Genomic DNA, 25,475 nt, shown 5'->3' with positions numbered 1-25,475 from the left:
GGTTGTGTTTTGGTTGTCCTCCGCCCCGCCCTCCCCGTGGGGGGGGGGGTGGGGTTCTCGGGGCGCTAATTCTTTGTGCGGGTTGTTGTGGGGGGGGCGGCCCCGGCCGGCCCCGCCCCTCCTCATACGTGGAACACCTCGGACCGTTTCAGACGCCCCTGCGAGGCCCGGGCGGCAGCGCCGCCGGAACATGGTGCATTCCGGTGCCGTGCGTGCTGGGCTGATGCCCGATCTGCCCCACCCGCTGCCACTGCGACTGCTGTCGTGCGCTGTACGCCCCCGCGCTGTAGGCACTGTAGGAGTTGCTGAACGTGCCCGTACTGTGCGGCGTGTTCCCGAAGGCGGTGAAGCCCAGCTCCTCCTCGCCGCTGCGGTCCCCCGGCAGCGAACGGAACGACCTGACGTACTCGGCGTAGAGCGCGTCGTAGATCGGCGTGGCCGATGGGCCTCCCAGGAGGTCCTGAGTCGGCCGCGCGGACGGAACCGGGTGGTAGGGCTGGCGGCGGGGAACGTCGTAGGTGTGCACGTTATGTCCAAACGACCCCGAGCCATCGGGGATGCGGCTGGGGAGCGCCCTTTAGGGGCGCCGTGGCGGCCCCGGAACCGACGGTGCTCAGGTCCCCGCGAGCGGCAGCGCCGCCGCGACCAACTTCCCGCTCGCCGCGGCCTTGTCCAGCGCGTCCCGCAGCAGGTCCTCACGCGGCTGCCGGCCGATCGACCCCACCGGCGCGGCGAACATGAGCACTTGCTGGTGCTTGTTCGCCGCGGCCCGCCAGCTCTCCGTCACCTGAAGCGGCTGATGCGCCTGCCACCAGGCGATCGGCTGTCCGCCGTTCGGCGACGGCTGCAGCACCGCGTGCAGCTGGCCCACGGCCAGCAGCACCGACCAGCCGTGCAGCACGGACGGCGCGGACTCGATGGCCGTCAGCGGCATGAACCCCTGCTCGATCAGGAGCGGCAGGAAGTCGTCGCCGGCGCCCGTCGCACCGGGCCGCGCGATCGGCGCCGTCGGCTCGACGACCAGCGCGGGGTGCAACTCCCCGGCGATCAGGACGAGTCCGCTGGTCACCCCGAGTACGGCCTGCTCGGGCGCGATCTTGTCCGGCTCCAGGTCGACGGTGTCACCGGTGATGGACCTCACCGCGCCCTGGAGCTGCTCCTCGGTGACCTGTACGACCTGGGACGGCAGGCAGCTGGAGTGGGCGAAGGCCAGGACGGCGGTCTCGTCGCCGATGAACAGGACGGTGCTGGTGCGCTCCTGTGCGGAGTCGCCCGGGGTGCGGCACGACGTGCAGTCGTAACTGCCGGGGGCGTTCTCTCCGGCGAGCAGCCGGTCTGCTTCTTCGTCGCCGATCTCGGCACGTACCTCGTCGCTGACGTCGAGCATGCGCGGCACGGGTGGCTCCCTCGGGATGTGGTGCGTGGCGGGACCGGGTGGCTCCCGGCCCGTGAAACCGGGTGAGTCCCGGGCTCATGAAGGAGACAACGGGTGACCTGTGGCGGGAGTCACGGCCCCACGGCGAATGGAATCGAACCATCCAACGTGCGAGGTCACAGAGTGTGTGGAAGGTGGCACTCATCGTCAACTCCACGGAAGCGCAAGGAGGTTGGGACGGTGAACTGGGTCACAGGTCGTCACGGCTGCTGGTCGACAAATCCGGAAATCAGCGAATGAAGTGGGTGACCGGAAGTCGTCTGTACTCGCGGTAACGGTGAACTGGCCTGGGAGGACAAGCGGTTGCTTGATCTTGACCGATCGCCCTCATACATTCCTCGCCGTGTGCAGCGAGCACCGCTCGGGTACGTCCGCCGACCAGCACCGCACAGGCTTTGAGCACCACCTTCCGGCGGACGGGGGCGGAGCGCGACGACCGGGTACGAACCCGGGCCGTGGCGAATGGCCTTGGGGGACCCCGAGTCCTTGGAGAGGGAACTACATGTCCGAATGTGCCGATACCACTCGCGACAACGTTCGTCAGGCGCAGAAGGCTCCCGGCAGGAGCCAGGCCCGTACCGCGGCGGTCCTCGCCGGGGCGGCACTGCTCGCCCCGCTGGGAGTGCTGGCCGCGACCGGCAACGCCACGGCGGCGGACGGCGGGGTGTGGGACCGCATCGCCCAGTGCGAGAGCGGCGGCAACTGGCACATCAACACCGGCAACGGCTACTACGGAGGACTCCAGTTCTCCGCCTCCACCTGGCGGGCGTACGGCGGGACGGCCTACGCGGCGACCGCCGACCAGGCCGGCAGGGACCAGCAGATCGCCGTGGCCACCAAGGTCCAGCGGGCCCAGGGATGGGGCGCCTGGCCCACCTGCTCGGCACGGGCCGGAGCGTCCGGGAGCGCACCCGGGGTCTCCTCCTCCGGTACGGGGACCACGAACTCCGCTCCGTCGAAGACCTACAAGGCGCCGGAGCGCTCGACCAGCACGCCGGAACGTTCCACCAGGGCATCGGAGCGTTCCACCAACGCACCGGAGCGTTCGACCCAGCACGTGGCCCGGGGTTCGTCCCGAGGTGACTACACCGTCCGTGCGGGCGACACGCTGAGCGGTATCGCCGCCGGGCACGGGACCACCTGGCAGCGGCTGTACGCCGCCAACAAGGCCGCCATCGGCGGGGACCCCGACGTGATCGTGCCCGGACAGCGCCTCGACATCTGAGCGTCGCGCTCCCCGTCGTCCCGGGCACGGGGCCCCATCCGGTCCGCCGACCGGGTGGGGCCCTCGGGCTTCTAGGACGCGCCGGGGCGGCCCCGTGGCACCGGCTGCTTAGCGTGAGCGAATGTTCCCCAAGCCGATCGAACTCGCCCTGGCCGCCGCCCTGCTCATCCTCGCCCCCGGCGCGGCGTACGCGGCACCGTCACCGCCGGTTTCCGGACCGCCGCACACGCGCGTGCTCCACGAGTGCGCGAAGGACCAGTGGCCCTGGGGCTGTGTCGCCGAGTGCGAGAGCAGCGGGCGCTGGCACGCGAACACCGGGAACGGCTACTACGGGGGGCTGCAGTTCTGGCAGCCCACCTGGAGGGAGTTCGGCGGCCTGAAGTACGCCCCGCGCGCGGACCTGGCCACCCGCAAGGAACAGATCGCCGTCGCCCAGAAGCTGCTGGCCGTGCAGGGCTGGAAGGCCTGGCCGGCCTGCTCCGCGCGCTACGGGCTCAAGGGCCGTATGCACACCGTGAAAACCGGCGACACGCTGTCCTCGATCGCCCACAAGTACGGCGTCAAGGGCGGCTGGAAGAAGCTCTACGAAGAGAACAGGAAGACGATCGGCTCTCGTCCGGAGCTCCTGTACCCGGACACGCTGCTGGTCATCCCGAAGGGCTCGGCCCGGTCCTTCGCCCGTTACTAGGCGGTGTCCGGTCCACCGCTCCCCGCCGCTGGAACTCGCCCGCCTCGCCGCTGAAGGCGACGGTGCCGCGGCGCAGTTCGTACACCAGTGCCGCCCGGCCGCGCAGTCCGGGCGGCAGCCGCTGCTCGGCGACGACCACGCACGCGTCGAGCCCGCCCAGCAGGTCGTACGTGTGGGCCGCCACCGTCGGTGACATGCCCTGCGCGGGCTCGTCGACGAGCACCACGCGCGCGTGTGCCAGCAGGGCCCGGGAGAGGGCGAGCATGCGCTGCTCGCCACCGGAGAGCGTGCCGGCGCGGCGGGCGAGCAGGGGACGCAGCTGGGGATAGGCGTCCAGGGCGAGGTCGTACGAGGGGGCGGCGGGGGTGGTGGTGCGGATCGGTCCGGCGTCCTGGATCGGGGCGGTGTCGCGGGCCAGTGCGGCGAGTTCGAGGTTCTCGCGCACGGTGAGGGAGGCGAACACCGCCCGGCGCTCGGGGACCATGCACAGTCCGCGCCGGGCGCGCTGGAACGCGGGCAGGCGGGTGACGTCGGTGCCGTCCCAGATGACCGCGCCGCCGGACAACGGCACGGTCCCGGCCAGCGCCCGCAGGACGGTCGTACGACCGGAGCCGTTGCGGCCGAGCAGGACGGTGAGGCCGGGGCCGGGGGCGGCCAGGGTGACGCCGTGCAGGGCTTCCAAGGGGCCGTAGCGCACGCGCGCGTGGCGCAGTTCCAGGGTGGCGGTCATACCGGGGCCTCCCGGGAGCCGAGGAGGTCGAGGACGCGGTCGGGCGGGCCGGAGGCGACGATGCGGCCCGCGGCCATGACATGGACGACGTCGGCGAGATCGGCGACCAGGTCGAGGTCGTGCTCGACGACGAGCAGGGCGGTGCCGTCGGCGGCCAGGGCCTTCAGAAGCTTGGTGAGCGCGGCGACTTCGGCGGTGTCCAGACCGGCCGCGGGCTCGTCGAGCAGCAGTACGCGCGGCCCGCCGGCCAGGGCCCGGGCCAGCTCTACGCGGCGCAGCGTGCCCGTGGGCAGCCCGGCGGCGGGCAGCGCGCGCACCGGTCCGTCGAGCCCGAGCAGCCGCAACTCCCGCTCCACGGCGCCCGGATCGGCGACACGCCCCGCACGCCCCTGCTCCGCACCGACCCGAACGTTCTCGGCCACGGTCAGCGACGGGAAAACGGCCAGTTGTTGGAAGGTGCGGGCGATTCCGAGCCGGGTCCGGGCATGCGCGGCCAGCCGTGTGACGTCCCGTCCGCCGAAGAGGACCTGCCCGCCCGAGGGGCGGTGCGTCCCGGCCAGGCAGTGGAACAGCGTGCTCTTTCCGGCTCCGTTGGGGCCGACGATCGCGGTGACCTTCCCGGGCGGGACGTCGAGGTCGACCCCGTCGACGGCGGTGAAGTGGTCGTAGCGGGCGTGGAGGTGACGGGCGGTGAGGACGGGGTGGTCCGGGCGGGGTGGAGGCTCCCGGCGCGAGGGCGGTGGGGCCGGTTCGGGACCGGACGCGGGGGCCCGCGAGGTCACACCCCCGGGTGCCGACGCGGTCGCGCCCGTCGGCGCGGATCGGGGTGCGGCCCGCTGCCGCACCGGCCGCAGCGTCCGCCGTACCCGCGCGCCCAACGGCGTCAGCGCGGCCCGTCGCCGCAGCCACCCCGTCGCCGTGCGCAGAGCCTCGTACGGTCCGCCGGGGAAGCGTCCCACGAGGACGGCCAGCACTCCGATCAGGGCCGCCGCGACCCCGCCCCGCGCGCCCGCGTCCAGACCCACGAGGAGGGCCGCGGCGGCCAGGGCGCCCAGGGTGCTGTCGGCGCCCAGGACCACCACCGCGGCGAACCAGAAGAGGCCGCGGACGGGGTCGTACGCGCCGGGGTCGAAGGCACGCAGGCCCATGCCGAGCATGCCGCCGCCGAGGGCGGCCAGGGCGGCGCCCGCGACGAAGGCCAGGAGCTTCAGGGACGGGACCTGGACACCGGACGCCGACGCGCCCGCCTCGTGGTCGCGCATGGCGGCGAGGGCCCGGCCGGTGCGGCCTCCGCGCAGGGTGTGCGTCGCCAGCAGCGCGGCCGCCAGCAGGGACAACTCCAGGACGTAGTAGGCGCGGTCCCCGTCGAAGCCCGCCGGGCGGCCCAGCGACAGCCCGGAGACGGCGTACGGCTGCGCGAAGACGAAACGGCTCACCCCGACGCCGACCGCGAAGGTCGCCAGCGCGAGGGCCAGCCCCTGGCGGCTGATCGCCGGCCAGCCCGTCAGGACGCCGAGCGGAGCCACCAGGACCACCGCCACCGCCAGTGCCGCCAGCTCCGGCAGGCGCGGCAGGCCCGGGAAGCGGCCCGCCGCGAGCAGCGCGGTGAACAGGGCGCCCAGACCGGCGTACGCCGCCTGTCCGAGCGAGATCTGCCCGCCGCGCCCGGTGACCACCACCAGGGACAGCAGCACCACACCGAGCGCGGGCACCTGGATCGCCGTGTGCAGGTCCGAGCCGGCGAAACCGAGCGGCAGCAGGAACAGCACGACGGCCACGATCCAGACGCCGGACGGCGTCGGCACCCGCGCGGTGGCCGTGCGCGGCAGCGCGTCCCGGGTGCCGATCCGCGGCAGCGCCAGGGCCGCGACCAGCAGAGCCACCACAAAGAGGTTCGCGCCGATCGCCTGGAGCAACGGCTCGCCCCAGCCCGCCGGATGCAGCCGCGTCAGCTGACTCTGCGCCACCCCGATGCCCAGCGCCACCACCACCGCGACCGGAACACTCCGCATCCGCGCGGCCACCGCGACCGCCACCACCTCCATGACGAGCAGCGGCAGACCGTACGGGTCGAGGCGCACGTACGGCGCCAGCAGAACCCCCGTCAGACCCGCCGTGAACGAGCCGAACGCCCAGCCCGCCGCGGCCACCCGGTCGGCGTCGATCCCGCCGAGCACGGCCAGCCTCCGGTCGTCCACCACCGCCCGCAGCTCCCGCCCGAAACGGGTCCGGCGGATCACCACACCGACCCCCGCGGCCAGCACCAGGACCACGGCGAGCTGCCCCCAGGGGTCCGCCGACACCAGCTCCGGCGCGTCGTCCCGGGCCCCCTGCCCCCACACCAGCGCGGCCCCGCCGACCAGCAGCACGAACACACCGATGGCGGCGACCAGTGTCTGCGCGGGGTCCTGGCCCAGGACGGACAGCGGCCGGAAAACGAACCGCTCCAGCACCAGGCCCAGGCCGGGGGCGAGGACCACCAGCGTCACCGTCGCCCCCGCCCACAGAGGCCAGCCCCACTCGACCACGCACTGCCGCAGCACGTACGCGCACACCATCGCGACCGCCCCGTGCGCGAAGTTGAGCACCCCGGTCGCCCGGTACGTCACGACCAGGCCGATCCCGGTGAGCGCGGCGGCGCTGCCGACCGACAGCCCCGCGAGCGTGAGGTCGTAGGTGAGCGAGGACATCAGTCGGTTTCTTCGACGGGCTCGCAGATCGGGCAGGGGCCCAGCTCACCACTCGCCACCAGCTTGGAGTCCACCGGCACGGCCTCCGCCTTCCCCGCGACCAGCGGACAGTCCGCGCGGTGCCACAGGGTGCCGCCCGGCACCATCAGCAGATCCCCGCTGACCGCGAGGGGCGCGTTCGCCGCCTGCCCGGTCTCCTCCGTGTCGACGGGCTCGGCGGCCACCAGAAGGCCGTACAGCTCCTCCACGCGGGCGGCGGCCAGCGCGGTGCGGCCGTGGGTGAGCAGGACCGCCCCGGCGATGATCAGGGCCGCGCCGGGGACCGTGCAGGACGCGAGGTAGGGCAGCTGACGCTCGGCGTACCGCTCGCCCGAGACGCCGTACCAGCCGAGGACGCACAGCACCGCGCCCGCGGCGAGCGCTGCCCAGCCGGCCCACAGGACGGGGTGAACGGTCCGCAGTCGGGCTGTCCGCATCTCTGGCTCCCACACGTCATGTGTCCGCGCATGTGTCTGTCCATGTCAGCCGATGACTTGCACTATGCCTTCTGGAAGCTGACCCTGAAAGCACCGGGCGCGCATGGCCCGGACCGACACCCGGTGGTGAGCCAGATGGTTCTCGGGAGCGACCTCAGGCGGGGGAAAGGCGGCCGAGGGCTGGTGGCGGTGGTGTTCGTCCTCGCCTCGGCCCTCACGGCATGCGGCGACGACAGCGGCGGCGGCGACGAGAGTACGCCCCCGTCGCCCTCGGTCGAGCAGACGACGAGCGCACCGGCGGCGACCGCACCCGCCGACAAGGCGGCGGCCCAGCGGGAGATCAGACAGAACTGGCAGAAGTTCTTCGACCCGAAGACCCCCGCGAAGGACAAGCAGGCCGTCCTGGAGAACGGCGAGCGGATGGCTCCCGTACTGGCGGCCTTCAGCGGTGACCAGCGCGGCGGGCAGGTCCGGGCGGACGTCACCAAGGTGGAGTTCACCGGGCCCACCGGGGCGAGGGTGACGTACACGCTGCTCCTGAACGGGGCCACCGCCCTGCCGAACGCCTCCGGAACGGCGGTCGCACAGGACGGCACCTGGAAGGTGTCCGTCTCCACGCTGTGCGCGCTCGTCCAACTGAGCGGCAATGCCTCGGCGTCGGCGCTCCCGGGCTGCTGAGGCCGTCGTCGCCGTCCTGCTGGTCGCGGTGGGCACGGCGTGCGGCAGCCGCCTGCCGGAGAGCGACTTCGAGGACCGTGACCGGGCCACCCCCGCCCAGGACAGCACCCCGATCCGCGTCGGCATCATCACCAGCGCCACCAGCCCCGTGGGCGGCGACACCTTCACCGGCCCGCGCGACGGCGCCAAGGCCTACTTCGAGCGTCTCAACGCGCGCGGGGGCGTCGACGGCCGCCGGGTCGAGGTGCGCGAGTGCGACGACGGCGGCAGCGGCGTCGGCGACAACACCTGCGTGCACCGGCTGATCGACGAGGACAAGGTGGTCGCCCTGGTCGCCACCACCGCCCTCGACTACGCGGGCGCCTCCCGCGTCTCCCGCGCGCGCGTGCCCGACATCGGCGGCCAGCCGATCGGGCCCGCCTACGACACCTACCCGCACCTCTACGGCATCTACGGCAGCCTCGCACCCCGCGACGGCACCACCGGCTGGTCCGGCAGGCAGTACGGCGGAACGGAGGTGTACCGGTACTTCAAGCGCGAGCACGGGGCCCGTACCGCCGCCGTCGTCTCCTACAACCAGGCCGCGTCCGCCGCCTACGCCTCGCTCATCGAGCGGGGACTGAAGGCCGAGGGATACCGGGTGGTCACCGAGCAGGTCGACTTCGCGCTGCCCAACTTCCGTGCCGTGGCGGCCGACCTGAAGGAGCAGGGCGTCGACCTCGTCCTCGACGCCATCGACACGCACGGCAACGCCCGCCTGTGCGAGGCGATGGACGACGCCGGCGTCGAGGTCACCGCCAAGGTCACGAACGTGCAGAACTGGACGTCCACCGTGCCCGACGACTACAAGGACGCCCCGCGCTGCCGCAACTCCCTGTGGGCGACCGCCTCCAGCCGCAACTACGAGGACACCGGGCACGAGGCCGTACGGGAGTTCCGGGACGCCACCAGGACGCTGAAGACGCACACGCAGTGGCAGTTGGAGGGCTGGGCGGCCGCGCGGTGGTTCACGAACGCGGCGAGGTCGTGTGCCGCGTCCGGTGTCACGCGCGCGTGCGTGGACGCCTTCATGAACCGCAGCGAGGGATACACCGCCGACGGTCTGCTCGTTCCGGTCGTGTTCGAGCGGCTGGCGACACCGCCGAAGAGCCGCCGGACCTGTCTGTCCGTGGCCCGTTGGACGGACGGCCGGGGATGGGTCTCGCAAGGAGACATGAACAGCACCTGCTTCGACGTCCCGCAGCTGCCGTATCAGCCGTGACAGGCAAACCAGAGGGTCGCGCGACAACGACCTCACGGTGTCCGTGGACCGGACCGGCTCCTGACGTCCATCGCGGACAGTGGCTGTCCGCGATCGCTGGCAGACTCGGCCGCATGTTGGAGACCTCGGCACGTCTGCTGCGTCTGCTCTCGCTGCTCCAGGCCCACCGCGACTGGTCCGGTGCCGATCTGGCCGACCGTCTCGGTGTCACCCCGCGCACGGTCCGCCGGGACGTGGACCGGCTGCGCGAACTGGGCTATCCCGTCAATGCAAGCCCCGGCACCGGCGGCGGCTACCAGCTGGGTGTGGGCGCCGAGCTGCCCCCGCTGCTGCTGGACGACGACGAGGCCGTCGCGATCGCCGTGGGGCTGCGCACGGCCGCCGGGCAGGGCATCGACGGTATCGGCGAGACCTCGGTGCGGGCGCTCGCCAAGCTGGAGCAGGTGCTGCCGGGCCGGCTGCGCCGCCGCGTGAGCGCCCTGAACGCCTTCACCGTGCCGATGCTGCGCGGTCCCGCTCCCTCCACCGTGGATCCGGCCGTCCTCACCGAGCTCGCCCACCTCTGCCGGGACGCGGAGCGCCTCCGCTTCGAGTACCGCGATCACGGTGGCGCCACCAGCCGCCGTACCGTCGAACCGCACCGCCTGGTGTGCAGCGAGCGCCGCTGGTACCTGGTCGCCTGGGACGTCGACCGCGACGACTGGCGAACGTTCCGTGTCGACCGCGTCACGCCCACGCCCCCGCACGGCCCGCGCTTCGCCCCCCGCAGACCGCCCGCAGACGATCTCGCCGCGTATGTCTCCCAGGGGGTCTCCACGCGCGCGTACGCCTCGCACGCGGCCGTCCGGCTGCTGGTGCCGCTGGAGGAGGCCGCCGAGCGCGTGTCGCCGTCCGCCGGGACGCTGGAGCCCGACGGGCCGGACACCTGTGTCCTGCGCACGGGCGCCGCGAACCTCGACGTGATGGTGATCCACGTGATGATGCTGGGCCTCGAGTTCGAGGTGCTGGAGCCGGCCGAGCTGACCGAGGCGATCAGGAGCGCTCGGGACCGGCTTGCTCGCTCTTTGGCTCGGGCTGGGGGATCTGGGCCGCGTACTCGGGATGGTGCAGATCGAACGCCGGGGCGTCGGAGCGGACCCGGGGCAGGGTGAGGAAGTTGTGCCGGGGCGGCGGGCAGGAGGTCGCCCACTCCAGCGAGCGGCCGTAGCCCCACGGGTCGTCGACGCCGACCTTCTCGCCGTACTGGGAGGTCTTCCAGACGTTGTAGAGGAACGGCAGCGTGGAGAGGCCCAGCAGGAACGCGCCGACCGTCGAGAGGGTGTTGAGCGCGGTGAAGCCGTCGGCGGCGAGGTAGTCCGCGTAGCGCCGCGGCATGCCCTCCGCGCCCAGCCAGTGCTGCACCAGGAAGGTCATGTGGAAGCCGACGAACAGCGTCCAGAACTGGATCTTGCCGAGCCGCTCGTCGAGCATCTTCCCGGTGAACTTCGGCCACCAGAAGAAGAAGCCGGCGAAGACCGCGAAGACGACGGTGCCGAAGACGACGTAGTGGAAGTGGGCGACCACGAAGTACGAGTCCGTGACATGGAAGTCCATCGGCGGCGACGCCAGGATCACCCCGGTCAGACCGCCGAGGAGGAACGTCACCAGGAAGCCCACCGCCCACAGCATCGGCGTCTCGAAGGACAGTGAGCCCTTGATCATGGTGCCGGTCCAGTTGAAGAACTTCACGCCCGTCGGCACCGCGATCAGGAAGCTCATGAACGAGAAGAACGGCAGCAGCACCGCGCCGGTCGCGAACATGTGGTGCGCCCACACCACCATCGACAGACCGGTGATCGCCATCGTCGCCCCGACCAGCGTCAGATAGCCGAAGATCGGCTTGCGGCTGAAGACCGGGATGATCTCCGTGATGATGCCGAAGAACGGCAGCGCGATGATGTACACCTCGGGATGGCCGAAGAACCAGAACAGGTGCTGCCACAGCAGCGCCCCGCCGTTGGCCGCCTGGAAGACCTGCGCGCCGAACCGCCGGTCCGCCTCCAGGACCAGCAGGTCCGCCGCGAGCACCGGGAACGCCATCAGGACCATGATCGACGTGAACAGGGTGTTCCAGACGAAGATCGGCATCCGGAACATCGTCATGCCGGGCGCGCGCATCCCGATGATCGTGGTGACGAAGTTGACGGCGCCGAGGATCGTGCCGAAGCCGGCCAGCGCCAGGCCCATGATCCACAGGTCGGGGCCGACCCCGGGGGAGTGCACGGAGTCGTTCAGCGGCGCGTAGGCGAACCAGCCGTACGCGGCCGGTCCGGACGGCACCAGCAGCGAGCCCAGCACGATCAGGCCGCCGAAGAGGAACAGCCAGTACGACAGCATGTTCAGCCGGGGGAAGGCGACGTCCGGGGAGCCGATCTGCAGCGGCATCAGCTCATTGGCGAAGCCCGCGAAACTCGGTGTCGCGAACAGCAGCAGCATGATCGTGCCGTGCATCGTGAACAGCTGGTTGAACTGCTGGTTGTCCATGATCTGCAGCCCGGGGCGGGCGAGCTCGGCGCGCATCAGCAGCGCCATGACACCGGCGATCAGGAAGAACAGGAACGACGTGATCAGGTAGAGGTGGCCGATCGTCTTGTGGTCGGTGGTGGTCAGCCAGTCGACGATCACGCGCCCGCGCGTCTGCCGTGGCTCGGGTCGGGCCGTCGCCTGTACGGTCTGCGTCCCCATCGCTCGCTCGCCCTTCGCTCGTCGCGCCCAGGGCCCGCTGAAGCCCCCGCCACGCGTACCCGCGAGCTGCCGCCGAGGTGCTCGCGTCGGCATGTGCTCCGACAGGGGGATACGGGGGGTTCTGTGCCGCGACCGTGTATTTCCTATGCGGGGTCAGTTCCCGTGGACCCGTTCCGAATCGGTGGGGGGAAAGGGAGCCGGGACGTTTCTTCCGGAACTTTCCGCCGGGCTTTTCCCGCGGCCCGCGCGACACGCGGGAATTGCGTTCGAATACCAGCGGAAGGCGTACGAAACCGCTCGTACGTGTGACGGAGTTAGGCCGAAACGAGTGTCGTTGTTCTGTGACAGAAGCGTGACCGGGGACGGACGAGTGACCTGCGGCACAAGCCCGGACTTCCCCGGTCGGCGGACAACGCCTAGCGTGGCCGTATGGCACCGATTCCGACACCTCCCGCCGAACCCGACGACAGCCCGGACACCTATGTCGGCCTCGACGCCGACGGGGCCGAACGGCTCGCCCGCGAGCGGGGGTGGTCGACGGTCCGCTCGCTGCCGCCGGGGGCCATCATCACGATGGAATACCGGAGCGGTCGCCTGAACTTCGAGGTGAAGGACGGTCAGGTGGCCCGGGCCTGGAAGGGCTGAGCACGGCACACGGCGACGGCCCCCGCTCCGGTAGAGGAGCGGGGGCCGTCGCCGTATGCCGTATGCCGGGCGGGGCTGGGCTGTGCGTACCGGACCCGCTCGCTGTCCGGACGGGGGTACTCCCAGGTGTTCGGCGGTGGGGGAGGTCAGCCGCCGGTCACGGGGCGGGCCGCCGGGTTGGCGCCCCGCATGACGCGGTCCGGGTGCGGTGGCCGGCGGCTGCCGACCGGGGTGACCGGCGTGCGCTCCGAGCGGGCCGTGTGCGGCCCCGGGGCCAGGTAGACGGGTGCCCGGGGGGAACGGGCCGCGGTCTCGTTCTGGGGAACGGCACGCGGCTTGAGCCGCACGGGCGTCTCGACGGGCGAGAGCGGCACGGGGGCCGGGCTGCCACGGCGGGCGCGTCGGCGGTCGCGCAGGTCGAAGATCTCGGCCTCGGCGCGGGCGATCAGCGGCTCGCACCAGGGCAGCGCCAGCAGCACCAGCAGGCCGGCGGTCCAGCCGAGCAGCACATCGCTGAGCCAGTGCGTACCGAGGTAGACGGTGGCCATGCCGACGCCGAGCGACACCACCGCGGACACGGCGGACAGCCAGCGGCGCGCTCCCGGGGTGGAGGCCAGATACGCCAGGATGCCCCAGGTCACCACGGCGTTGGCGGTATGGCCGCTGGGAAATATATCGCCGCCCAGACCCATCTCGTTCGAGCCGATGCTGGTCGCGTAGTGCGGACCGAGCCTGCCCATGCCGAGCTTGGCGGCGCCGACCGTGATGTTCAGCAGCAGCAGCGAGGCGCCCAGGGTCAGCAGCGGGCGCAGCGTGTGCTGCCGCCAGGAACGCCAGCCCAGCCAGGCGGCGACCATCACCGCGGTGGGGCCGCGCTGGCCGAGCACCACGTAGTAGTCGACGAACCAGTGGATGCCCGCCCACTGCTGGTACGGGCGGAAGAACATGACCTGCCAGTCGAGACGGACCAGCCATGAGGTGATCACCACGAGCCACACCATCGCCAGATAGAACGCGAGGGTTCCGGCGAGCAGCGCGACTCGGTGCCGGCTCATCTTCGGCACATCGAGGTGGGCCGGTCGTTCCGGCTCACGGTCGAGCCTGGCGAACACCCGGTCCAGACGGGTGAGGTTTCGTTCGGTACGCACCCAATCGACGTTACAGCGAGTGAGCTCAGGTCCCGGTCGAATCCACGGCTTTGTGATGACCATGTGATGTGGGATTCATCTCAGGGCGAGGTTTATTTCCGAGGAATCCGCAATGCCGGACGGGCGCCCCCTTCAATTCCTTTGATCGTTTTGGGTGGGGGTTTTATGGCCCTTATGAATTCGTTCACCGAATCATGGGGTGGAATTATCCGGACGCTCACTGACGCTCGTGCACGCCTCGTGGTCGATCATGGCGGACCGGAGCCGTTCAGCCAGAACGCCCCGTACACCGCCGAGGCCACCGCGACCGCGCCCAGAACCAGCGCCGACCTGCGAGGACGCGCGCGGGCCAGGGTCCGGGCCAGCGGCAGCAGCAGGGGGAAGGCCGGCAGCAGCAGACGCGGTTTCGAGCCGAAGTAGCTCGACGCGCACAGGGCGAGGGCGGTGACGACCCCCGAGTACACCAGGAGGGGCAGCGGCTGGCCCTGGCGGACGCAGACGACGTACAGCCAGACGATCAGCCCGACCCCGACGATCAGCCCCATGCCCGCCAGGGCCGAGGGGAACGACGTGAACTTGTCGGCGACGAAGCGGGCGAAGGCGTAGCCGCCGTCGAAGCCGTTGCGCCAGCCGGCCTGCACGTCGAGATAGCCGAGCGTGCCCTTGCCGGTGCGGTGGCCGACCCACAGGACGTAGGCGGCGGCTCCCAGGGGGGCGAGCAGCATGCCGAGGGCGCGCGTCGTGACGCGTGTGCCGCCCGGGGCCGCGCGGCCCGCGCTTCGGTCCCGGGCGAACGAGGCGATCGCCGCCACCCACACCGCCGCGACCACCGCGAGCCCCACCGGCCGGGTCAGGCCCGCCAGCGAGGCCAGCGCGCCCGCCGTCACCCACCGGCCGGTCAGGACCGCGTACAGCGACCAGGCGGCCAGCGCGGTGAACAGCGACTCGCTGTACGCCATCGACTGCACGATCCCGACGGGCAGCACGGCCCACAGCAGGACCGCGCAGACGCCGACCCGCCCGTCTTCCGCCGCCACCCCGCCGAGGCCACGCCCCGCGCCGTTCTCCGTACGGCCGTACACATGGTCCGTGACGGCGAAGATCCCCCAGGCCGCCGCGAGCGAGGTGAGCAGTGCGACGACGAAGCCCGCGTCGGCGTACGACAGCGGGGTCACGGCGGCCAGCAGCCGCTCCAGCCACGGCAGCAGCGGGAAGAACGCGAGGTTGGAGTGCACGTCGCCGTTCGGCAGGCGCACCTCGTAGCCGTATCCCAGCTCGGCGACCCGCGTGTACCACAGCGAGTCCCAGCGGGCGGTCAGCAGCGTGTACCCGCTCTTGTCACGGGCGGCGCTCCACAGGGCCAGCGTCAGCAGCCCCAGGGCGCGCACGGCCGCGTACCCGAGCAGAGCCGGGGCCGCCCGGCGCAGGGTCGCGGCGCCGGGCCGGGCCCCGCGCGTCTCAAGATCGGTCACGGGCCCGATTATCGACCGCGGACCGAACCGGGCGGTCCGTGGGGTCTCGGTGAGAGAAATGAGGAGAGGGAGGAGAAGTGGTGTAAGCCACACCTGTTCCGTACTCCTCTGAGAGGTCCGCCACTCGGCCCCGGCGCGGACTCGCGTACTCTGACGTGTCACTCGCCGTTCGCTGCGCGGGCCGGAGACCACCGCTTCTCTCCGGCCGAGTCACGGGAGTCCCACCCGTGAGCCCGCCGAACGCGAGGAACATCTGGGAGGTACGCGCATGTCCGGGACGACCACGGCCGCCGCTGCGCTGCGCCGGCGGGCGGCCGGGGCCGGTGCCAACCGCTGGGTCGTTCTCGTCGTCCTGTGCGTCAGCCTGCTCCTGGTCGCTGTCGACGCCACCGTGCTGCACGTGGCGGTGCCCGCCGTCACCGAGGACCTCAGGCCCGGCGCGATCGAGCTGCTCTGGATCGTCGACATCTATCCGCTCGTCTGCGCCTCGCTGCTGATCCTCTTCGGCACGCTCGGCGACCGCGTCGGCCGCAGAAGGATCCTGCTGCTCGGATACGGCCTGTTCGGCGTCGCCTCCGCCATGGCCGCCCTCGCCGAGACCGCCCAGGTACTGATCGCGGCGCGGGCGCTGCTCGGGGTCGGCGGCGCGATGATCATGCCCGCGACGCTGTCGATCCTGCGCCAGGTCTTTCCGGACCGGCGGGAGCGGGCGCTCGCGATCGGTATCTGGAGTGCGGTGGCGGCGGTCGGCGCGGCGGTCGGTCCGCTGCTCGGCGGCTTCCTCCTGGAGCACTTCTGGTGGGGCTCGGTGTTCCTCGTCAACATTCCGTTGATGCTGGTCAGCCTGCCCGTCGGGCGGTTGCTGCTGCCCGAGTCGAAGGGGGACGGACGCGGGCCCTGGGACGTGGTCGGCGCGCTGATGGCGGCGGCCGGGCTGTTCGGCCTGGTGCTGGGTGTGAAGCGGCTCGGCAGCGGGGAGCTGGACGCGTTCACGGTGGTGCCGCTGGCCGTGGGGACGACTCTGATCGTTCTGTTCGTACGGCGTCAGCGGCGCCGGGCGCATCCGCTGGTGGACCTGCGGATGTTCGCTCGGCCGGCGTTCAGTACGTCGGTGGGCTGCATCGTGCTGGCGATGCTCGCGCTGGTGGGCCTCGAACTGATCGCGGCGCAGTATCTCCAGTTGGTGCTGGGGCTGTCCCCGCTGGAGACCGGGCTACGGCTGCTGCCGCTGACCGTCGCCGCGATGGCGGCGGGGCTGGCCGGGGCGCGGATGCTACGGCGGTTCGGGCCCCGGCGGATGGTGAGCCTCGGGTTCTGCCTGACGGCGGTGGCTGTCCTGCTGATGACGGCGATGGGCGGCGAGGACAACCCCGGCCTGATGCTGTCCGGGTTCGTGCTGCTCGGCTTCGGGCTGGAGACGACGCTGTTCGGGGCGTACGAGTCGATGCTGAGCGAGGCTCCGCCGGAGCAGGCGGGCGGGGCGGCGGCGATCGGCGAGACCTCGTACCAGCTGGGTGCGGGGATCGGGATCGCGCTGCTCGGCAGTGTGATGAACGCGGCGTACACCCCCGGCTTGTCGTCGGTGCCCGGTGTTCCGGCGTCGGCGTCGGCGTCGGCGGGGCATTCGCTGGGCGAGGCGTACGACGTCGCCGGGCAGCTCGGGGGCCCTGCCGGGGTGGCCCTGCGGCGCACGGCTCGGGACTGTTTCGTGCACGGGCTGCATGTGACGTTGCTGGTGAGCGCGGGGTTGTTGGTGCTGGGCGCGGTGATGGCGCTGCGCTTGCCACGAGTGATGCAGTGCGAGGCTCCCGCGGTGGAGGCGGGGATCCCCGCGCCTCGGGAGGTCGCGGAGTCCCGCGTCTCCGCTTGACGCGACGCTCCCCTCCACGTGCGCCAGGTCCTGGACGTGCGGGACGCTCCGTCGTACCGTCGGGAGCGGACGTGTAACTAGCGGTGCTAGTTTGCGAGAGGACGTGCTCATGCCCCCGTTCGACCCCGCCGACCCCCTCGGTATCGACGACCTGCTCGATCCGGAGGACCTGGCGATCAGGGCCACCGTGCGGGACTGGGCCGCGGACCGGGTCCTGCCCCATGTCGCGCAGTGGTACGAGAGCGGGGAACTGCCCGGGATGCGGGAGCTCGCCCGGGAACTGGGCGGGATCGGGGCGCTCGGGATGTCGCTCAGCGGGTACGGGTGCGCCGGGGCGAGTGCCGTGCAGTACGGGCTCGCCTGTCTGGAGCTGGAGGCCGCCGACTCCGGGATCCGGTCCCTCGTCTCCGTTCAGGGCTCCCTCGCCATGTACGCCATCCATCGGTTCGGCTCCGAGGAGCAGAAGCAGGGCTGGCTTCCGCGCATGGCAGCCGGGGAGGTCATCGGCTGCTTCGGGCTCACCGAACCCGACCACGGCTCCGACCCCGCCTCCATGCGGACGTACGCCAAACGGGACGGCGGCGACTGGGTCCTCAACGGCCGGAAGATGTGGATCACCAACGGGTCCGTCGCGGGTGTCGCCGTGGTGTGGGCGCAGACCGACGACGGGATTCGCGGGTTCGTCGTCCCCACCGACAGTCCCGGGTTCGCCGCCCCGGAGATCAAGCACAAGTGGTCCCTGCGCGCCTCCGTCACCAGCGAACTCGTGCTCGACGACGTACGACTGCCCGCCGACGCCGTACTGCCTCAGGGTGCGGGGCTGCGCGGGCCGCTCAGCTGTCTGTCGCACGCCCGCTACGGCATCGTCTGGGGGGCCATGGGCGCGGCGCGGTCGTGCTTCGAGACGGCTGTCGACTACGCCAAGACGCGGGAGCAGTTCGGGCGGCCCATCGGCGGGTTCCAGCTGACCCAGGCCAAGCTCGCCGACATGGCGGTCGAACTGCACAAGGGGATTCTGCTCGCCCATCACCTGGGGCGGCGCATGGACGCCGGCCGCCTGCGTCCCGAGCAGGTCAGCTTCGGCAAGCTCAACAACGTACGGGAGGCGATCGAGATCTGCCGGACCGCCCGTACCATCCTCGGTGCCAACGGGATCTCGCTGGAGTACCCCGTGATGCGGCACGCGACCAATCTCGAGTCGGTGCTCACCTATGAGGGCACCGTCGAGATGCACCAGCTCGTGCTGGGCAAGGCGCTCACCGGACTCGACGCCTTCCGGTAGCGGCGGATCTGACCCCGCGGGAGGCAGGGCCGGCGAGCGGCCCTGCCTCAGCTCTGGTTGAAGAAACCGTCCGTCCGGTGCGCGGCAGCCTCTCCGCTGATGATCTCCGTGTCGGCGGGCGTCAGCAGGAACACCCGGCTGGACACCCGGTCGATCGAACCGCGCAGGCCGAAGATCAGCCCGGCCGCGAAGTCGACGACACGCTTGGCGTCGCCCGCCTCCATGGCCGTGAGGTTCATGATGACCGGGACGCCTTCGCGGAACAGCTCGCCGATGGCGCGGGCGTCCCGGAAGCTGTCCGGGGTGACCGTGCCGATCCGGCGGCCCTTCTCCTCGGCGACGTCGGACGCCACCTTGACCCGCGGGTCCGTCACCCAGGCATCCCCGGGCTGCTCGGTCCCTTCGGAGTAGTCGTCGTCGTAGTAACGCTCGTCGTCGTTGTCGTCAACGAGGCCGAGCCAGGCACTCGCCTTGCGAACCGATCCCATGGACGCCTCCTCTCACAGCGGTCTTTCTTGCTTTCCGCATCCCTATGGTCATCCATGATGCGGACGGTGCGCCATGTGGATAGACGCCGAGCGGGGGGTTTGTGACGGTACTGGTGCACAGCGAATCCGTCGAGAGTCCAAGTGTCCCAAGGGTCGTTCCGCAAACAGCTGCTGACTGTGAGTGAAATATGATTCTTCACGGCGTACGGGTGATGGGCGGTGCGTACGGGTGAACGGCGAGATCGGTACGATGCCGCAGCTCTTCGCAGTTCAACGCCGTACGCACCTCGGGGGATCGTTGTGTTCGGAATCGTCAGGCCCTGCCGTCACCGGCTCGGTGAAAGCCTCAAAACCCAGTGGATGGCGCATTTGTGCGGGCTGTGCCTCGCACTGCGTAAGGACCACGGACAGTTCGCCCGGGTCGTGACCAACTACGACGGGCTGCTGATATCCGTTTTGACGGAAGCTCAGGCCGAACGAAGCGGGGGAGGACGGCGTAAGGCGGGACCCTGCCCGCTGCGCGGAATGCGGACCGCTTCCGTCGCGCACGGTGAGGGGGCGCGGCTCGCGGCCGCCGTCTCGCTGGTGCTCGCCTCGGCCAAGGTGCGCGACCATGTCGCCGACAGGGACGGGCTGCTGGCCCGGAAACCGGTGGCGCTCGCCGCGCGCCGAGTCGCCGTGAGCTGGGGCCGGGCGGGGGGACGGACGGGTTTTGACGTCGGGTTCGACACCGCCGTACTCGTCGACGCCGTGGACCGGCAGGTCGGTGTGGAGGCCCTGGCGGGGCTCGGCACGCCCCTGCTGACGGTCACCGAACCCACGGAGACCGCCACCGCCGCCGCCTTCGCGCACACCGCGATCCTGGCCGACCGTCCCGGCAACGCCGGGCCGCTCGCCGAGGCCGGCCGCCTCTTCGGCCGGCTCGCGCACCTGCTGGACGCCGTGGAGGACAGGGAGACGGACGCTGCTCTAGGTGCCTGGAACCCCCTCACCGCGACCGGAACGTCCCTGACGGAGGCCCGGCGGCTCGCGGACGACGCCGTACACGGCATACGGCTCGCGTTGCGCGAGGCCGAGTTCACGGACGCGAAGCTCGCGCACAGACTGCTCGTGCACGAACTGCGCACCTCTGTGGACCGGGCGTTCGGCACCGCGTCCTGCGCGCACCGGCCCGAGCCGCACGGACCTCAGCCGTCCGGGCCGTACGCCCCGCCCGGTGGTCCCGGCGCCCCGCCCCCGGAACCGCCGCACCGCGACCGGCGCGGGCTCCTCGCCGGGTGCGCGGTGTGGCTGGGGCTGGCCTGCACCTGCCAGATGTGCTGCGGGGAGTTCGAGGACCCCTGGAGCCGGGAGCGCCGGGAGGGACTGTGCGACCCCACCGACTGCTGTGAGGGTTGCGACTGCTGCGCGAACTGCTGCGGTGACGGGTGCGACTGCGGTTGCGACGGCTGTGACTGCGGCTGCGACTGCTGAGGCCGGGGCGTCACTGGTGAGATCGCGGCTGCAACTATTGGGCGCCGCGCCCCACACCGCGGTCGGGCGACAGCAGCCGGCGCTATTGCCTGCCACATTGCCCGCCACGGCGTTAGTTCTTCAGTTCCGGAGGTGAGATCCGTGACGTGGTGAGCGCCGAGCCCGTCGTACCCCACTTCTTCAGGATCCTGTCGTACGTCCCGTCCGCGATGAGCTTGTTCACCGCGGCCCGGAACGCGGGCGCCAGCTTGGTGCCCTTCTTGAAGGCGAAGCCGACGTCGAGACGGTGGAACTCGTTGAGGAACTTCACGCCTTCCTGGCGGGCGACCGCGTAGCGCAGGCCGTTGATCGTGGACATCACGACATCGCTGCGGCCCTGCTGGAGCGAGGACCAGATCGCCCCCTGTTCGCTGTAGGTCTGCACCTTGTACGCCTTCTTGCCGGCGTCGGTGCACAGGTGCCGACTGTCCTCCAGGGTGGCCTCGAAGGTGGTGCCCGCGCCGGTCGCGATGTTCAGGCCGCACAGCTGCCGCAGGTCGGTGACCTTGGACAGGTCGCTGTCCTTGCGGGTGGCGAAGCCCTGGCCGTCATTGATGTAGGTGACGAAGTCGATGGTCTTGCGGCGCTCGTCGGTCACACCGAAGTTGCCGACGCCGAGGTCGTACTTGCCGCTGTCGAGGGCCGGCAGGATCGCCTCGAAGCTGGCCTGTTCGGTCGTGAGCTTGATGCCGAGGACCTTGGCGACGGCGTTCGCGAAGTCGACGTCCTGGCCGGCCAGGGTCTTTCCGTCGTCCAGGATCGACGTGCCGGGCGGTTGACCGGAGACGCTGACGGCGAGGGTGAGGCTCCGCGCACCGGACGGCAGCAGCTTGGCGGCCGCCTCGTCCTTCTTGATGGCGGAGACGACGTCCTTGGTGGGGATCTCGTCGGACTGGGCCGCGGCGTTCGCGGTTCCCCCGGTGGAGTCGCCCGCACCGGAGCCGCACGCGGTGAGGAACAGGGTCGCCGAAGTGATCAGGGAAAAAGCGGCAAAAAGGTTTTTACGGGCATGCAGGGGCGTACGCATCGTGTGCGGTCTCCTGAAAAAAGCGGAAGGCGAAGAAAGCGCTGGGTGAGGGGAGGGGAGCGCGTGTGAAGGCGAAACGAAAGGGAGAACGCGAAAACGCCCGCGAGTTCAGAGGGTCGGGGCGTGCAGTGGGTCAGCTCAACAGGAAGAGGACCACACGCGACCGAAGTCGATGTGGGAGCGCTTGACCAGCCACTGCTGTGGATGCATGGGGTAAGTGGAACAGGCATCCGGTTGTGCGTCAACCGACTTGAGACGTACTGCTCACACTCTGGACAGCCTTGACAGCGACCGGAAACGGCCCCGTACTCTCAGGATGCGACCTTGCTGAGGGGCTCGGCCGTGTTCCGCGCCGGCGCTGTATCGCGTCCGTGCGCACCGCCGTGTGAAGGCATCACCCGAGTTCGACAACTCGATGCCACGGAGCCCTCGCATGTCCTCCGACACCCTCGCCAAAACCCCCGCCCCACCGGACATCCCGGACCACGCGGATTCCCTGCGGATCGTCCCGCAACGCCGGTTCGGCCAGTGGACGGCCGCCGTCGCCGTGCTGGTGCTGCTGGCGCTCGCCGTCAACTCCGTGCTGCGCAACGAGGCGTTCCAGTGGGACGTCGTCGCCGACTACTTCACCTCGGACGCCGTGCTGCGCGGCCTGTGGCTCACCCTGTGGCTGACCGCGGTCGTGATGGTGCTCGGTTTCGCGCTGGGCACCCTGCTCGCCGCCTTCCGGCTGTCCGCCAACCCCGTGCTGAGAAGCGTCAGTTGGGGGTATGTCTGGCTGTTCCGGTCGATCCCGATCCTGGTGCAGCTGCTGCTGTGGTTCAACATCGGGGCGCTGTACCCGCAGATCCTCGGCGTGAAGACCGTGAACCTGCTGGGACCGGTCACCGTCGCCATCATCGGCCTCACCCTGCACGAGGCCGCGTACGCCGCCGAGGTCGTCCGGGGCGGCATCCTCTCCGTCGACCGCGGGCAGGTCGAGGCCGCACAGGCACTCGGCCTGAGCCGGTGGCGCCGCTGGTGGCGGATCGTGCTCCCGCAGGCGATGCGCTCCATCGTGCCGCCGGCCGGCAACATGCTGATCGGCACCCTCAAGGGCACCTCCATCGTCAGCGTCATCGCGGTCCAGGACCTGCTCTACTCGGTGCAGCTCGTCTACCACCGCACTTACCAGATCATCCCGCTGCTGATGGTGGCCACCGTCTGGTACACCGTGGTCACCTCGGTGCTCAGCCTCGGCCAGCACTACGTCGAGAAGCACTACGCGCGCGGCTCGGAGCGCACCCGATGAGCGCTGACCGACCCTCCCTGGTGATCGTCGGGGGCGGGCCGCGGGGAACCGGTCTGATAGAGCGGATCGCCGCCAACGCGCCCGAGCTGTACGCCGGTTCGGGCCTCGACATCCACCTGGTCGACCCGCATCCGCCGGGCGCCGGACGCATCTGGCGCGAGGCCCAGTCGTCGCTGCTGTGGATGAACTCGCACGCCGAGGACGTCACCATGTTCACCGACGAGACGGTCGACATGGCCGGCCCCGTCACCGAGGGGCCCACGCTGCACGAGTGGGCCGGCATCGACGGCCGCACCTTCGCCGACCGGCGGATCCAGGGCGCCTATCTGCGCTGGGTGCACGAGCGGGCGGTGGCCTCCCTGCCGCCGGGCGTCACCGTCCACCACCATCCGCGCCGAGCCCTGCGCGTCGACGGACCGTCCGAGGGGCGCCAGCAGGTGTGGCTGGAGGGCCGCCCCCGCCCGCTGCTCGCCGACCTCGTCGTCCTGGCCCTCGGCCACCTCGACGCCGAACTGGACGATCAGCAGAGCGAGTTGGCCGCCCACGCGCGCGACCACGGTTTGGTCCACCTGCCGCCGGACTTCACCGCCGACAGCGACCTGTCCCCACTCGCACCCGGCGAACCCGTCCTGGTCCGCGGCTTCGGGCTCGCCTTCGTCGACCTGATGGTGCTGCTCACCGAGGGCCGGGGCGGGCGGTACGACGGAGACACCTATGTGCCCTCCGGACGGGAGCCGGTCCTGTACGTCGGTTCGCGGCGTGGAGTGCCGTACCACTCGAAGATCGGCTACGACTGGACCGGCGAACGGCCGCCGCTGCCCCGGTTCTTCGGCCCCGCCGAGGTGAACGGGCTGCTTGCCAGGCCGGACGGCTTCGACTTCCGGCGGGACGTGTGGCCGCTGGTGGAGAAGGAGCTGGGCTTCGCGCACTACCACCGGCTGTTCACCGTCCATCCCGAGCGGACCGGCGTGACATGGAGCGTCTTCGAGGAGAAGTACGCGACCGTCGACGATCCGGCGGGGCGTGCCGCCCTGGTCGCCGCCGCCGTACCCGACCCCGCCGACCGGCTCGACCTCGCCGCACTGGACCGCCCGCTGGAGGGGGTGCGGTACGACTCCTCCGAGGAGTTCCAGGATGGACTGCGGGCTTATGTCGAGCGGGACCTGGGCCGCCGTCACGATCCCGCGCACAGCCCCGACCTGGCGGTTTTCCTCGGACTGCTGTCCGTCTACGGTCAGTTGGTCCGGCTCGGGGACGTGGGCCCCTGGTGGCACGGCTTCTTCAGCTATCTGGCCTCCGGACCGCCCGGCCCCCGGCTCAGACAGCTGCTCGCCCTCTCCCGCGCGGGCGTCCTACGGTTCGTAGGTGCCGACATGACCGTCGCCGCCGAGGGCGGGGTGTTCCGGGCGTCGAGCCCCACCGTGCCCGGGTTCTCCGTCGAGGCCCGCGCGCTGGTCGAGGCACGGCTGCCCGAGCCGACGGTCGAGCGTGCCCGCGATCCCCTACTGCGCGCACTGCACGCCGACGGCGCGGCCGAGACACCGGAAGGGCTGCTCCGGGTGGATCCCGCCGACGGGCGGCTCGTCGACCGGGACGGACGGCCGCACCCCCGGCGCTTCGCGCTCGGGCCCTACACCGACGGCCGTACTCCGGGCGCGTTCACCCGGCCGCGCACCGGCGGGCCTGCGTTCCGGCAGAACGACGCGACGGCCCGGGCCGCGCTGACGTTCCTGACCGCGCTCTCCGGGCGTGCGGCCGCATGACACACCCACGTCTACCCGAAGGATTTCCGCGATGAGCGTCATGGTCGACATCAGGTCCGTACACAAGAGCTTCGGCCCGCTGGAAGTGCTCAAGGGCGTCGACCTCGCCGTGCGCGCCGGCGAGGTCACCGTGATCCTGGGCCCGTCCGGGTCCGGCAAGTCCACACTGCTGCGGACCATCAACCACCTGGAGAAGGTGGACCGGGGCGCGATCAGCGTGGACGGAAAGCTGGTCGGCTACCGGCGCAACGGCGACAAACTGCACGAACTGCCCGAGCGCGAGGTGCTGAGGCAGCGCACGCGCATCGGCTTCGTCTTCCAGAACTTCAACCTCTTCCCACACCTCACCGTGCTGGACAACATCATCGAGGCCCCGGTGTTCGCGCTGAAGCGACCCCGCAAGGAGGCTGTCGAGAGCGCGCGCCGGCTGCTCGACCGGGTCGGCCTCGCCGACAAGGTGGACGCCTACCCGAAGCAACTCTCCGGCGGACAGCAGCAGCGGGTGGCGATCGCCCGGGCGTTGGCCCTGGAGCCCAGGCTGCTGCTCTTCGACGAACCGACCTCCGCGCTCGACCCCGAGCTGGTCGGCGAGGTCCTCGACGTCATCAGAGACCTGGCCCACCAGGGCACCACGATGATCGTCGTCACCCACGAGATCGGCTTCGCCCGAGAGGTCGCCGACACGGTGGTGTTCATGGACGACGGACGGATCATCGAGCAGGGCCCGCCCGCCGACGTACTGGACCACCCACAGCACGACCGCACACGCGCGTTCATCTCCAAGGTCCTCTGAGACCAGCCCCTTACCCCACGAGTTCGCACGGCGGGACGCCGCCGACGACTTCATCCTCGTCCCGCACCTCACCCCCCCCGGGCCCGACGAGTTCGTGGACCGGCTGGACGACTATCCGGACGGGCGACTTCCGGACATCCCCGGGAACTGGCCCGCAGACGTCGACGCACGGGCACCGGCGGCCGCACCCGCCCACGGCGCCAAGGGGACGGGCCGGGGGGTGTCCGCCCGCAGCGGTTGGCGCGTCAACACCGCCCGCTCCTCAAGAAACCGATTC

22 protein-coding genes and 1 pseudogene are annotated in these 25,475 nt (G+C 71.1%); 13 read left to right on the top strand and 10 right to left on the bottom strand.

The window, feature by feature from the left end:
* Positions 1-148: 148 nt before the first annotated feature.
* Positions 149-526, bottom strand: a complete 378-nt coding sequence (locus AB0H86_RS41665; protein WP_362451120.1) for a hypothetical protein — start codon at positions 524-526, stop codon at positions 149-151.
* An 87-nt stretch (positions 527-613) separates the two neighbouring features.
* Positions 614-1,396, bottom strand: coding sequence for a hypothetical protein (locus AB0H86_RS41660; protein ID WP_362451118.1), 783 nt, complete (start codon positions 1,394-1,396; stop codon positions 614-616).
* 541 nt (positions 1,397-1,937) lie between these two features.
* Here AB0H86_RS41660 and AB0H86_RS41655 point away from each other — a divergent pair.
* Entirely contained in the window at positions 1,938-2,660 is a 723-nt protein-coding gene (locus AB0H86_RS41655; protein ID WP_362451116.1) for a transglycosylase family protein, read from the top strand.
* 121 nt (positions 2,661-2,781) lie between these two features.
* Positions 2,782-3,348 carry a transglycosylase family protein gene (locus AB0H86_RS41650; RefSeq protein ID WP_362451114.1) on the top strand — a complete coding sequence of 189 codons (567 nt, stop codon included), beginning with the start codon at positions 2,782-2,784 and terminating at the stop codon, positions 3,346-3,348.
* Here the strand turns inward: AB0H86_RS41650 and AB0H86_RS41645 are convergent.
* From AB0H86_RS41645 to AB0H86_RS41635, 3 genes are read right to left on the bottom strand one after another with little or no spacing between them, the layout of a single operon-like run.
* Positions 3,308-4,078 carry an ATP-binding cassette domain-containing protein gene (locus tag AB0H86_RS41645; RefSeq protein ID WP_362451112.1) on the bottom strand — a complete coding sequence of 257 codons (771 nt, stop codon included), beginning with the start codon at positions 4,076-4,078 and terminating at the stop codon, positions 3,308-3,310. The genes AB0H86_RS41650 and AB0H86_RS41645 overlap by 41 nt on opposite strands.
* Entirely contained in the window at positions 4,075-6,768 is a 2,694-nt protein-coding gene (locus AB0H86_RS41640; protein WP_362451110.1) for an ATP-binding cassette domain-containing protein, read from the bottom strand. Before AB0H86_RS41640 ends, AB0H86_RS41645 begins: the two co-directional genes overlap by 4 nt.
* Positions 6,768-7,244 carry a hypothetical protein gene (locus AB0H86_RS41635; RefSeq protein WP_362451107.1) on the bottom strand — a complete coding sequence of 159 codons (477 nt, stop codon included), beginning with the start codon at positions 7,242-7,244 and terminating at the stop codon, positions 6,768-6,770. Before AB0H86_RS41635 ends, AB0H86_RS41640 begins: the two co-directional genes overlap by 1 nt.
* Positions 7,245-7,379: 135 nt before the next feature.
* Between AB0H86_RS41635 and AB0H86_RS41630 the strand changes: the two genes are divergently transcribed.
* The 3 genes from AB0H86_RS41630 (at position 7,380) to AB0H86_RS41620 (ending at position 10,334) form a co-directional block, all read left to right on the top strand.
* Entirely contained in the window at positions 7,380-7,922 is a 543-nt protein-coding gene (locus AB0H86_RS41630; RefSeq protein WP_362451186.1) for a hypothetical protein, read from the top strand.
* Entirely contained in the window at positions 7,891-9,183 is a 1,293-nt protein-coding gene (locus AB0H86_RS41625) for an ABC transporter substrate-binding protein (RefSeq protein ID WP_362451105.1), read from the top strand. Before AB0H86_RS41630 ends, AB0H86_RS41625 begins: the two co-directional genes overlap by 32 nt.
* A gap of 113 nt (positions 9,184-9,296) precedes the next feature.
* Positions 9,297-10,334: a YafY family protein gene (locus tag AB0H86_RS41620; protein WP_362451102.1), complete on the top strand. Its 1,038-nt coding sequence runs from the start codon at positions 9,297-9,299 to the stop codon at positions 10,332-10,334.
* On the opposite strand, the gene ctaD is transcribed toward AB0H86_RS41620, so the two are convergent.
* Positions 10,216-11,907: a cytochrome c oxidase subunit I gene (ctaD, locus tag AB0H86_RS41615; protein ID WP_362451100.1), complete on the bottom strand. Its 1,692-nt coding sequence runs from the start codon at positions 11,905-11,907 to the stop codon at positions 10,216-10,218. The two genes, AB0H86_RS41620 and ctaD, sit on opposite strands and share 119 nt — an antisense overlap.
* A gap of 429 nt (positions 11,908-12,336) precedes the next feature.
* Between ctaD and AB0H86_RS41610 the strand changes: the two genes are divergently transcribed.
* Positions 12,337-12,552 carry an I78 family peptidase inhibitor gene (locus tag AB0H86_RS41610; protein ID WP_362451098.1) on the top strand — a complete coding sequence of 72 codons (216 nt, stop codon included), beginning with the start codon at positions 12,337-12,339 and terminating at the stop codon, positions 12,550-12,552.
* A 146-nt stretch (positions 12,553-12,698) separates the two neighbouring features.
* Here AB0H86_RS41610 and AB0H86_RS41605 read toward each other — a convergent pair whose 3' ends face one another.
* Both AB0H86_RS41605 and AB0H86_RS41600 read right to left on the bottom strand, forming a co-directional pair.
* Entirely contained in the window at positions 12,699-13,700 is a 1,002-nt protein-coding gene (locus tag AB0H86_RS41605; RefSeq protein ID WP_362451096.1) for a phosphatase PAP2 family protein, read from the bottom strand.
* Positions 13,701-13,948: 248 nt separating this feature from the next.
* Complete coding sequence (locus AB0H86_RS41600) at positions 13,949-15,172, bottom strand: mannosyltransferase family protein (protein ID WP_362451093.1); 1,224 nt, start codon at positions 15,170-15,172, stop codon at positions 13,949-13,951.
* A gap of 268 nt (positions 15,173-15,440) precedes the next feature.
* Between AB0H86_RS41600 and AB0H86_RS41595 the strand changes: the two genes are divergently transcribed.
* Both AB0H86_RS41595 and AB0H86_RS41590 read left to right on the top strand, forming a co-directional pair.
* The gene (locus tag AB0H86_RS41595) at positions 15,441-17,042 is read left to right on the top strand and encodes an MFS transporter (protein ID WP_362451090.1); all 1,602 of its coding nucleotides are present in this window, start codon (positions 15,441-15,443) and stop codon (positions 17,040-17,042) included.
* Positions 17,043-17,151: 109 nt separating this feature from the next.
* Positions 17,152-18,324: an acyl-CoA dehydrogenase family protein gene (locus AB0H86_RS41590; protein ID WP_362451087.1), complete on the top strand. Its 1,173-nt coding sequence runs from the start codon at positions 17,152-17,154 to the stop codon at positions 18,322-18,324.
* A 47-nt stretch (positions 18,325-18,371) separates the two neighbouring features.
* Here the strand turns inward: AB0H86_RS41590 and AB0H86_RS41585 are convergent, their stop codons facing one another.
* A complete protein-coding gene (locus AB0H86_RS41585; RefSeq protein WP_362451084.1) occupies positions 18,372-18,812 on the bottom strand; it encodes a cell division protein SepF in 441 nt (146 codons plus the stop codon).
* 300 nt (positions 18,813-19,112) lie between these two features.
* Between AB0H86_RS41585 and AB0H86_RS41580 the strand changes: the two genes are divergently transcribed.
* Complete coding sequence (locus AB0H86_RS41580) at positions 19,113-20,285, top strand: DUF5685 family protein (RefSeq protein WP_362451081.1); 1,173 nt, start codon at positions 19,113-19,115, stop codon at positions 20,283-20,285.
* 112 nt (positions 20,286-20,397) lie between these two features.
* Here the strand turns inward: AB0H86_RS41580 and AB0H86_RS41575 are convergent, their stop codons facing one another.
* Positions 20,398-21,351, bottom strand: coding sequence for an ABC transporter substrate-binding protein (locus AB0H86_RS41575; protein ID WP_362451079.1), 954 nt, complete (start codon positions 21,349-21,351; stop codon positions 20,398-20,400).
* Between the two features lie 433 nt (positions 21,352-21,784).
* Here AB0H86_RS41575 and AB0H86_RS41570 point away from each other — a divergent pair, with 433 nt between their 5' ends.
* The 4 genes and pseudogenes from AB0H86_RS41570 to AB0H86_RS41555 all read left to right on the top strand — a co-directional run.
* On the top strand, positions 21,785-22,642 hold the full coding sequence (locus tag AB0H86_RS41570; protein WP_362451076.1) for an amino acid ABC transporter permease: 858 nt from the start codon (positions 21,785-21,787) through the stop codon (positions 22,640-22,642).
* A complete protein-coding gene (locus AB0H86_RS41565; protein ID WP_362451073.1) occupies positions 22,639-24,405 on the top strand; it encodes an FAD/NAD(P)-binding protein in 1,767 nt (588 codons plus the stop codon). Before AB0H86_RS41570 ends, AB0H86_RS41565 begins: the two co-directional genes overlap by 4 nt.
* Before the next feature lie 31 nt (positions 24,406-24,436).
* Positions 24,437-25,198: an amino acid ABC transporter ATP-binding protein gene (locus AB0H86_RS41560; protein ID WP_362451070.1), complete on the top strand. Its 762-nt coding sequence runs from the start codon at positions 24,437-24,439 to the stop codon at positions 25,196-25,198.
* A gap of 94 nt (positions 25,199-25,292) precedes the next feature.
* A pseudogene (locus AB0H86_RS41555) lies at positions 25,293-25,475 on the top strand (hypothetical protein); the annotation flags it as partial.

The organism is Streptomyces sp. NPDC050997, from assembly GCF_040660135.1.
In the GTDB taxonomy this organism is placed as follows: Bacteria; Actinomycetota; Actinomycetes; order Streptomycetales; family Streptomycetaceae; genus Streptomyces.
The sequence above is the reverse complement of the archived record's forward strand: the minus strand, read 5'-3'. Positions and strand labels throughout refer to the sequence as shown.

What these genes read in the sequence shown, in the direction of transcription:
- AB0H86_RS41655 (WP_362451116.1), top strand. Translation starts at nt 1,938, where the DNA reads ATGTCCGAATGTGCCGATACCACTCGCGACAACGTTCGTCAGGCGCAG.
- AB0H86_RS41650 (WP_362451114.1), top strand. Translation starts at nt 2,782, where the DNA reads ATGTTCCCCAAGCCGATCGAACTCGCCCTGGCCGCCGCCCTGCTCATC.
- AB0H86_RS41645 (WP_362451112.1), bottom strand. Translation starts at nt 4,078, where the DNA reads ATGACCGCCACCCTGGAACTGCGCCACGCGCGCGTGCGCTACGGCCCC.
- AB0H86_RS41640 (WP_362451110.1), bottom strand. Translation starts at nt 6,768, where the DNA reads ATGTCCTCGCTCACCTACGACCTCACGCTCGCGGGGCTGTCGGTCGGC.
- AB0H86_RS41635 (WP_362451107.1), bottom strand. Translation starts at nt 7,244, where the DNA reads ATGCGGACAGCCCGACTGCGGACCGTTCACCCCGTCCTGTGGGCCGGC.
- AB0H86_RS41630 (WP_362451186.1), top strand. Translation starts at nt 7,380, where the DNA reads ATGGTTCTCGGGAGCGACCTCAGGCGGGGGAAAGGCGGCCGAGGGCTG.
- AB0H86_RS41625 (WP_362451105.1), top strand. Translation starts at nt 7,891, where the DNA reads ATGCCTCGGCGTCGGCGCTCCCGGGCTGCTGAGGCCGTCGTCGCCGTC.
- AB0H86_RS41620 (WP_362451102.1), top strand. Translation starts at nt 9,297, where the DNA reads ATGTTGGAGACCTCGGCACGTCTGCTGCGTCTGCTCTCGCTGCTCCAG.
- ctaD (WP_362451100.1), bottom strand. Translation starts at nt 11,907, where the DNA reads ATGGGGACGCAGACCGTACAGGCGACGGCCCGACCCGAGCCACGGCAG.
- AB0H86_RS41610 (WP_362451098.1), top strand. Translation starts at nt 12,337, where the DNA reads ATGGCACCGATTCCGACACCTCCCGCCGAACCCGACGACAGCCCGGAC.
- AB0H86_RS41595 (WP_362451090.1), top strand. Translation starts at nt 15,441, where the DNA reads ATGTCCGGGACGACCACGGCCGCCGCTGCGCTGCGCCGGCGGGCGGCC.
- AB0H86_RS41590 (WP_362451087.1), top strand. Translation starts at nt 17,152, where the DNA reads ATGCCCCCGTTCGACCCCGCCGACCCCCTCGGTATCGACGACCTGCTC.
- AB0H86_RS41585 (WP_362451084.1), bottom strand. Translation starts at nt 18,812, where the DNA reads ATGGGATCGGTTCGCAAGGCGAGTGCCTGGCTCGGCCTCGTTGACGAC.
- AB0H86_RS41575 (WP_362451079.1), bottom strand. Translation starts at nt 21,351, where the DNA reads ATGCGTACGCCCCTGCATGCCCGTAAAAACCTTTTTGCCGCTTTTTCC.
- AB0H86_RS41570 (WP_362451076.1), top strand. Translation starts at nt 21,785, where the DNA reads ATGTCCTCCGACACCCTCGCCAAAACCCCCGCCCCACCGGACATCCCG.
- AB0H86_RS41565 (WP_362451073.1), top strand. Translation starts at nt 22,639, where the DNA reads ATGAGCGCTGACCGACCCTCCCTGGTGATCGTCGGGGGCGGGCCGCGG.
- AB0H86_RS41560 (WP_362451070.1), top strand. Translation starts at nt 24,437, where the DNA reads ATGAGCGTCATGGTCGACATCAGGTCCGTACACAAGAGCTTCGGCCCG.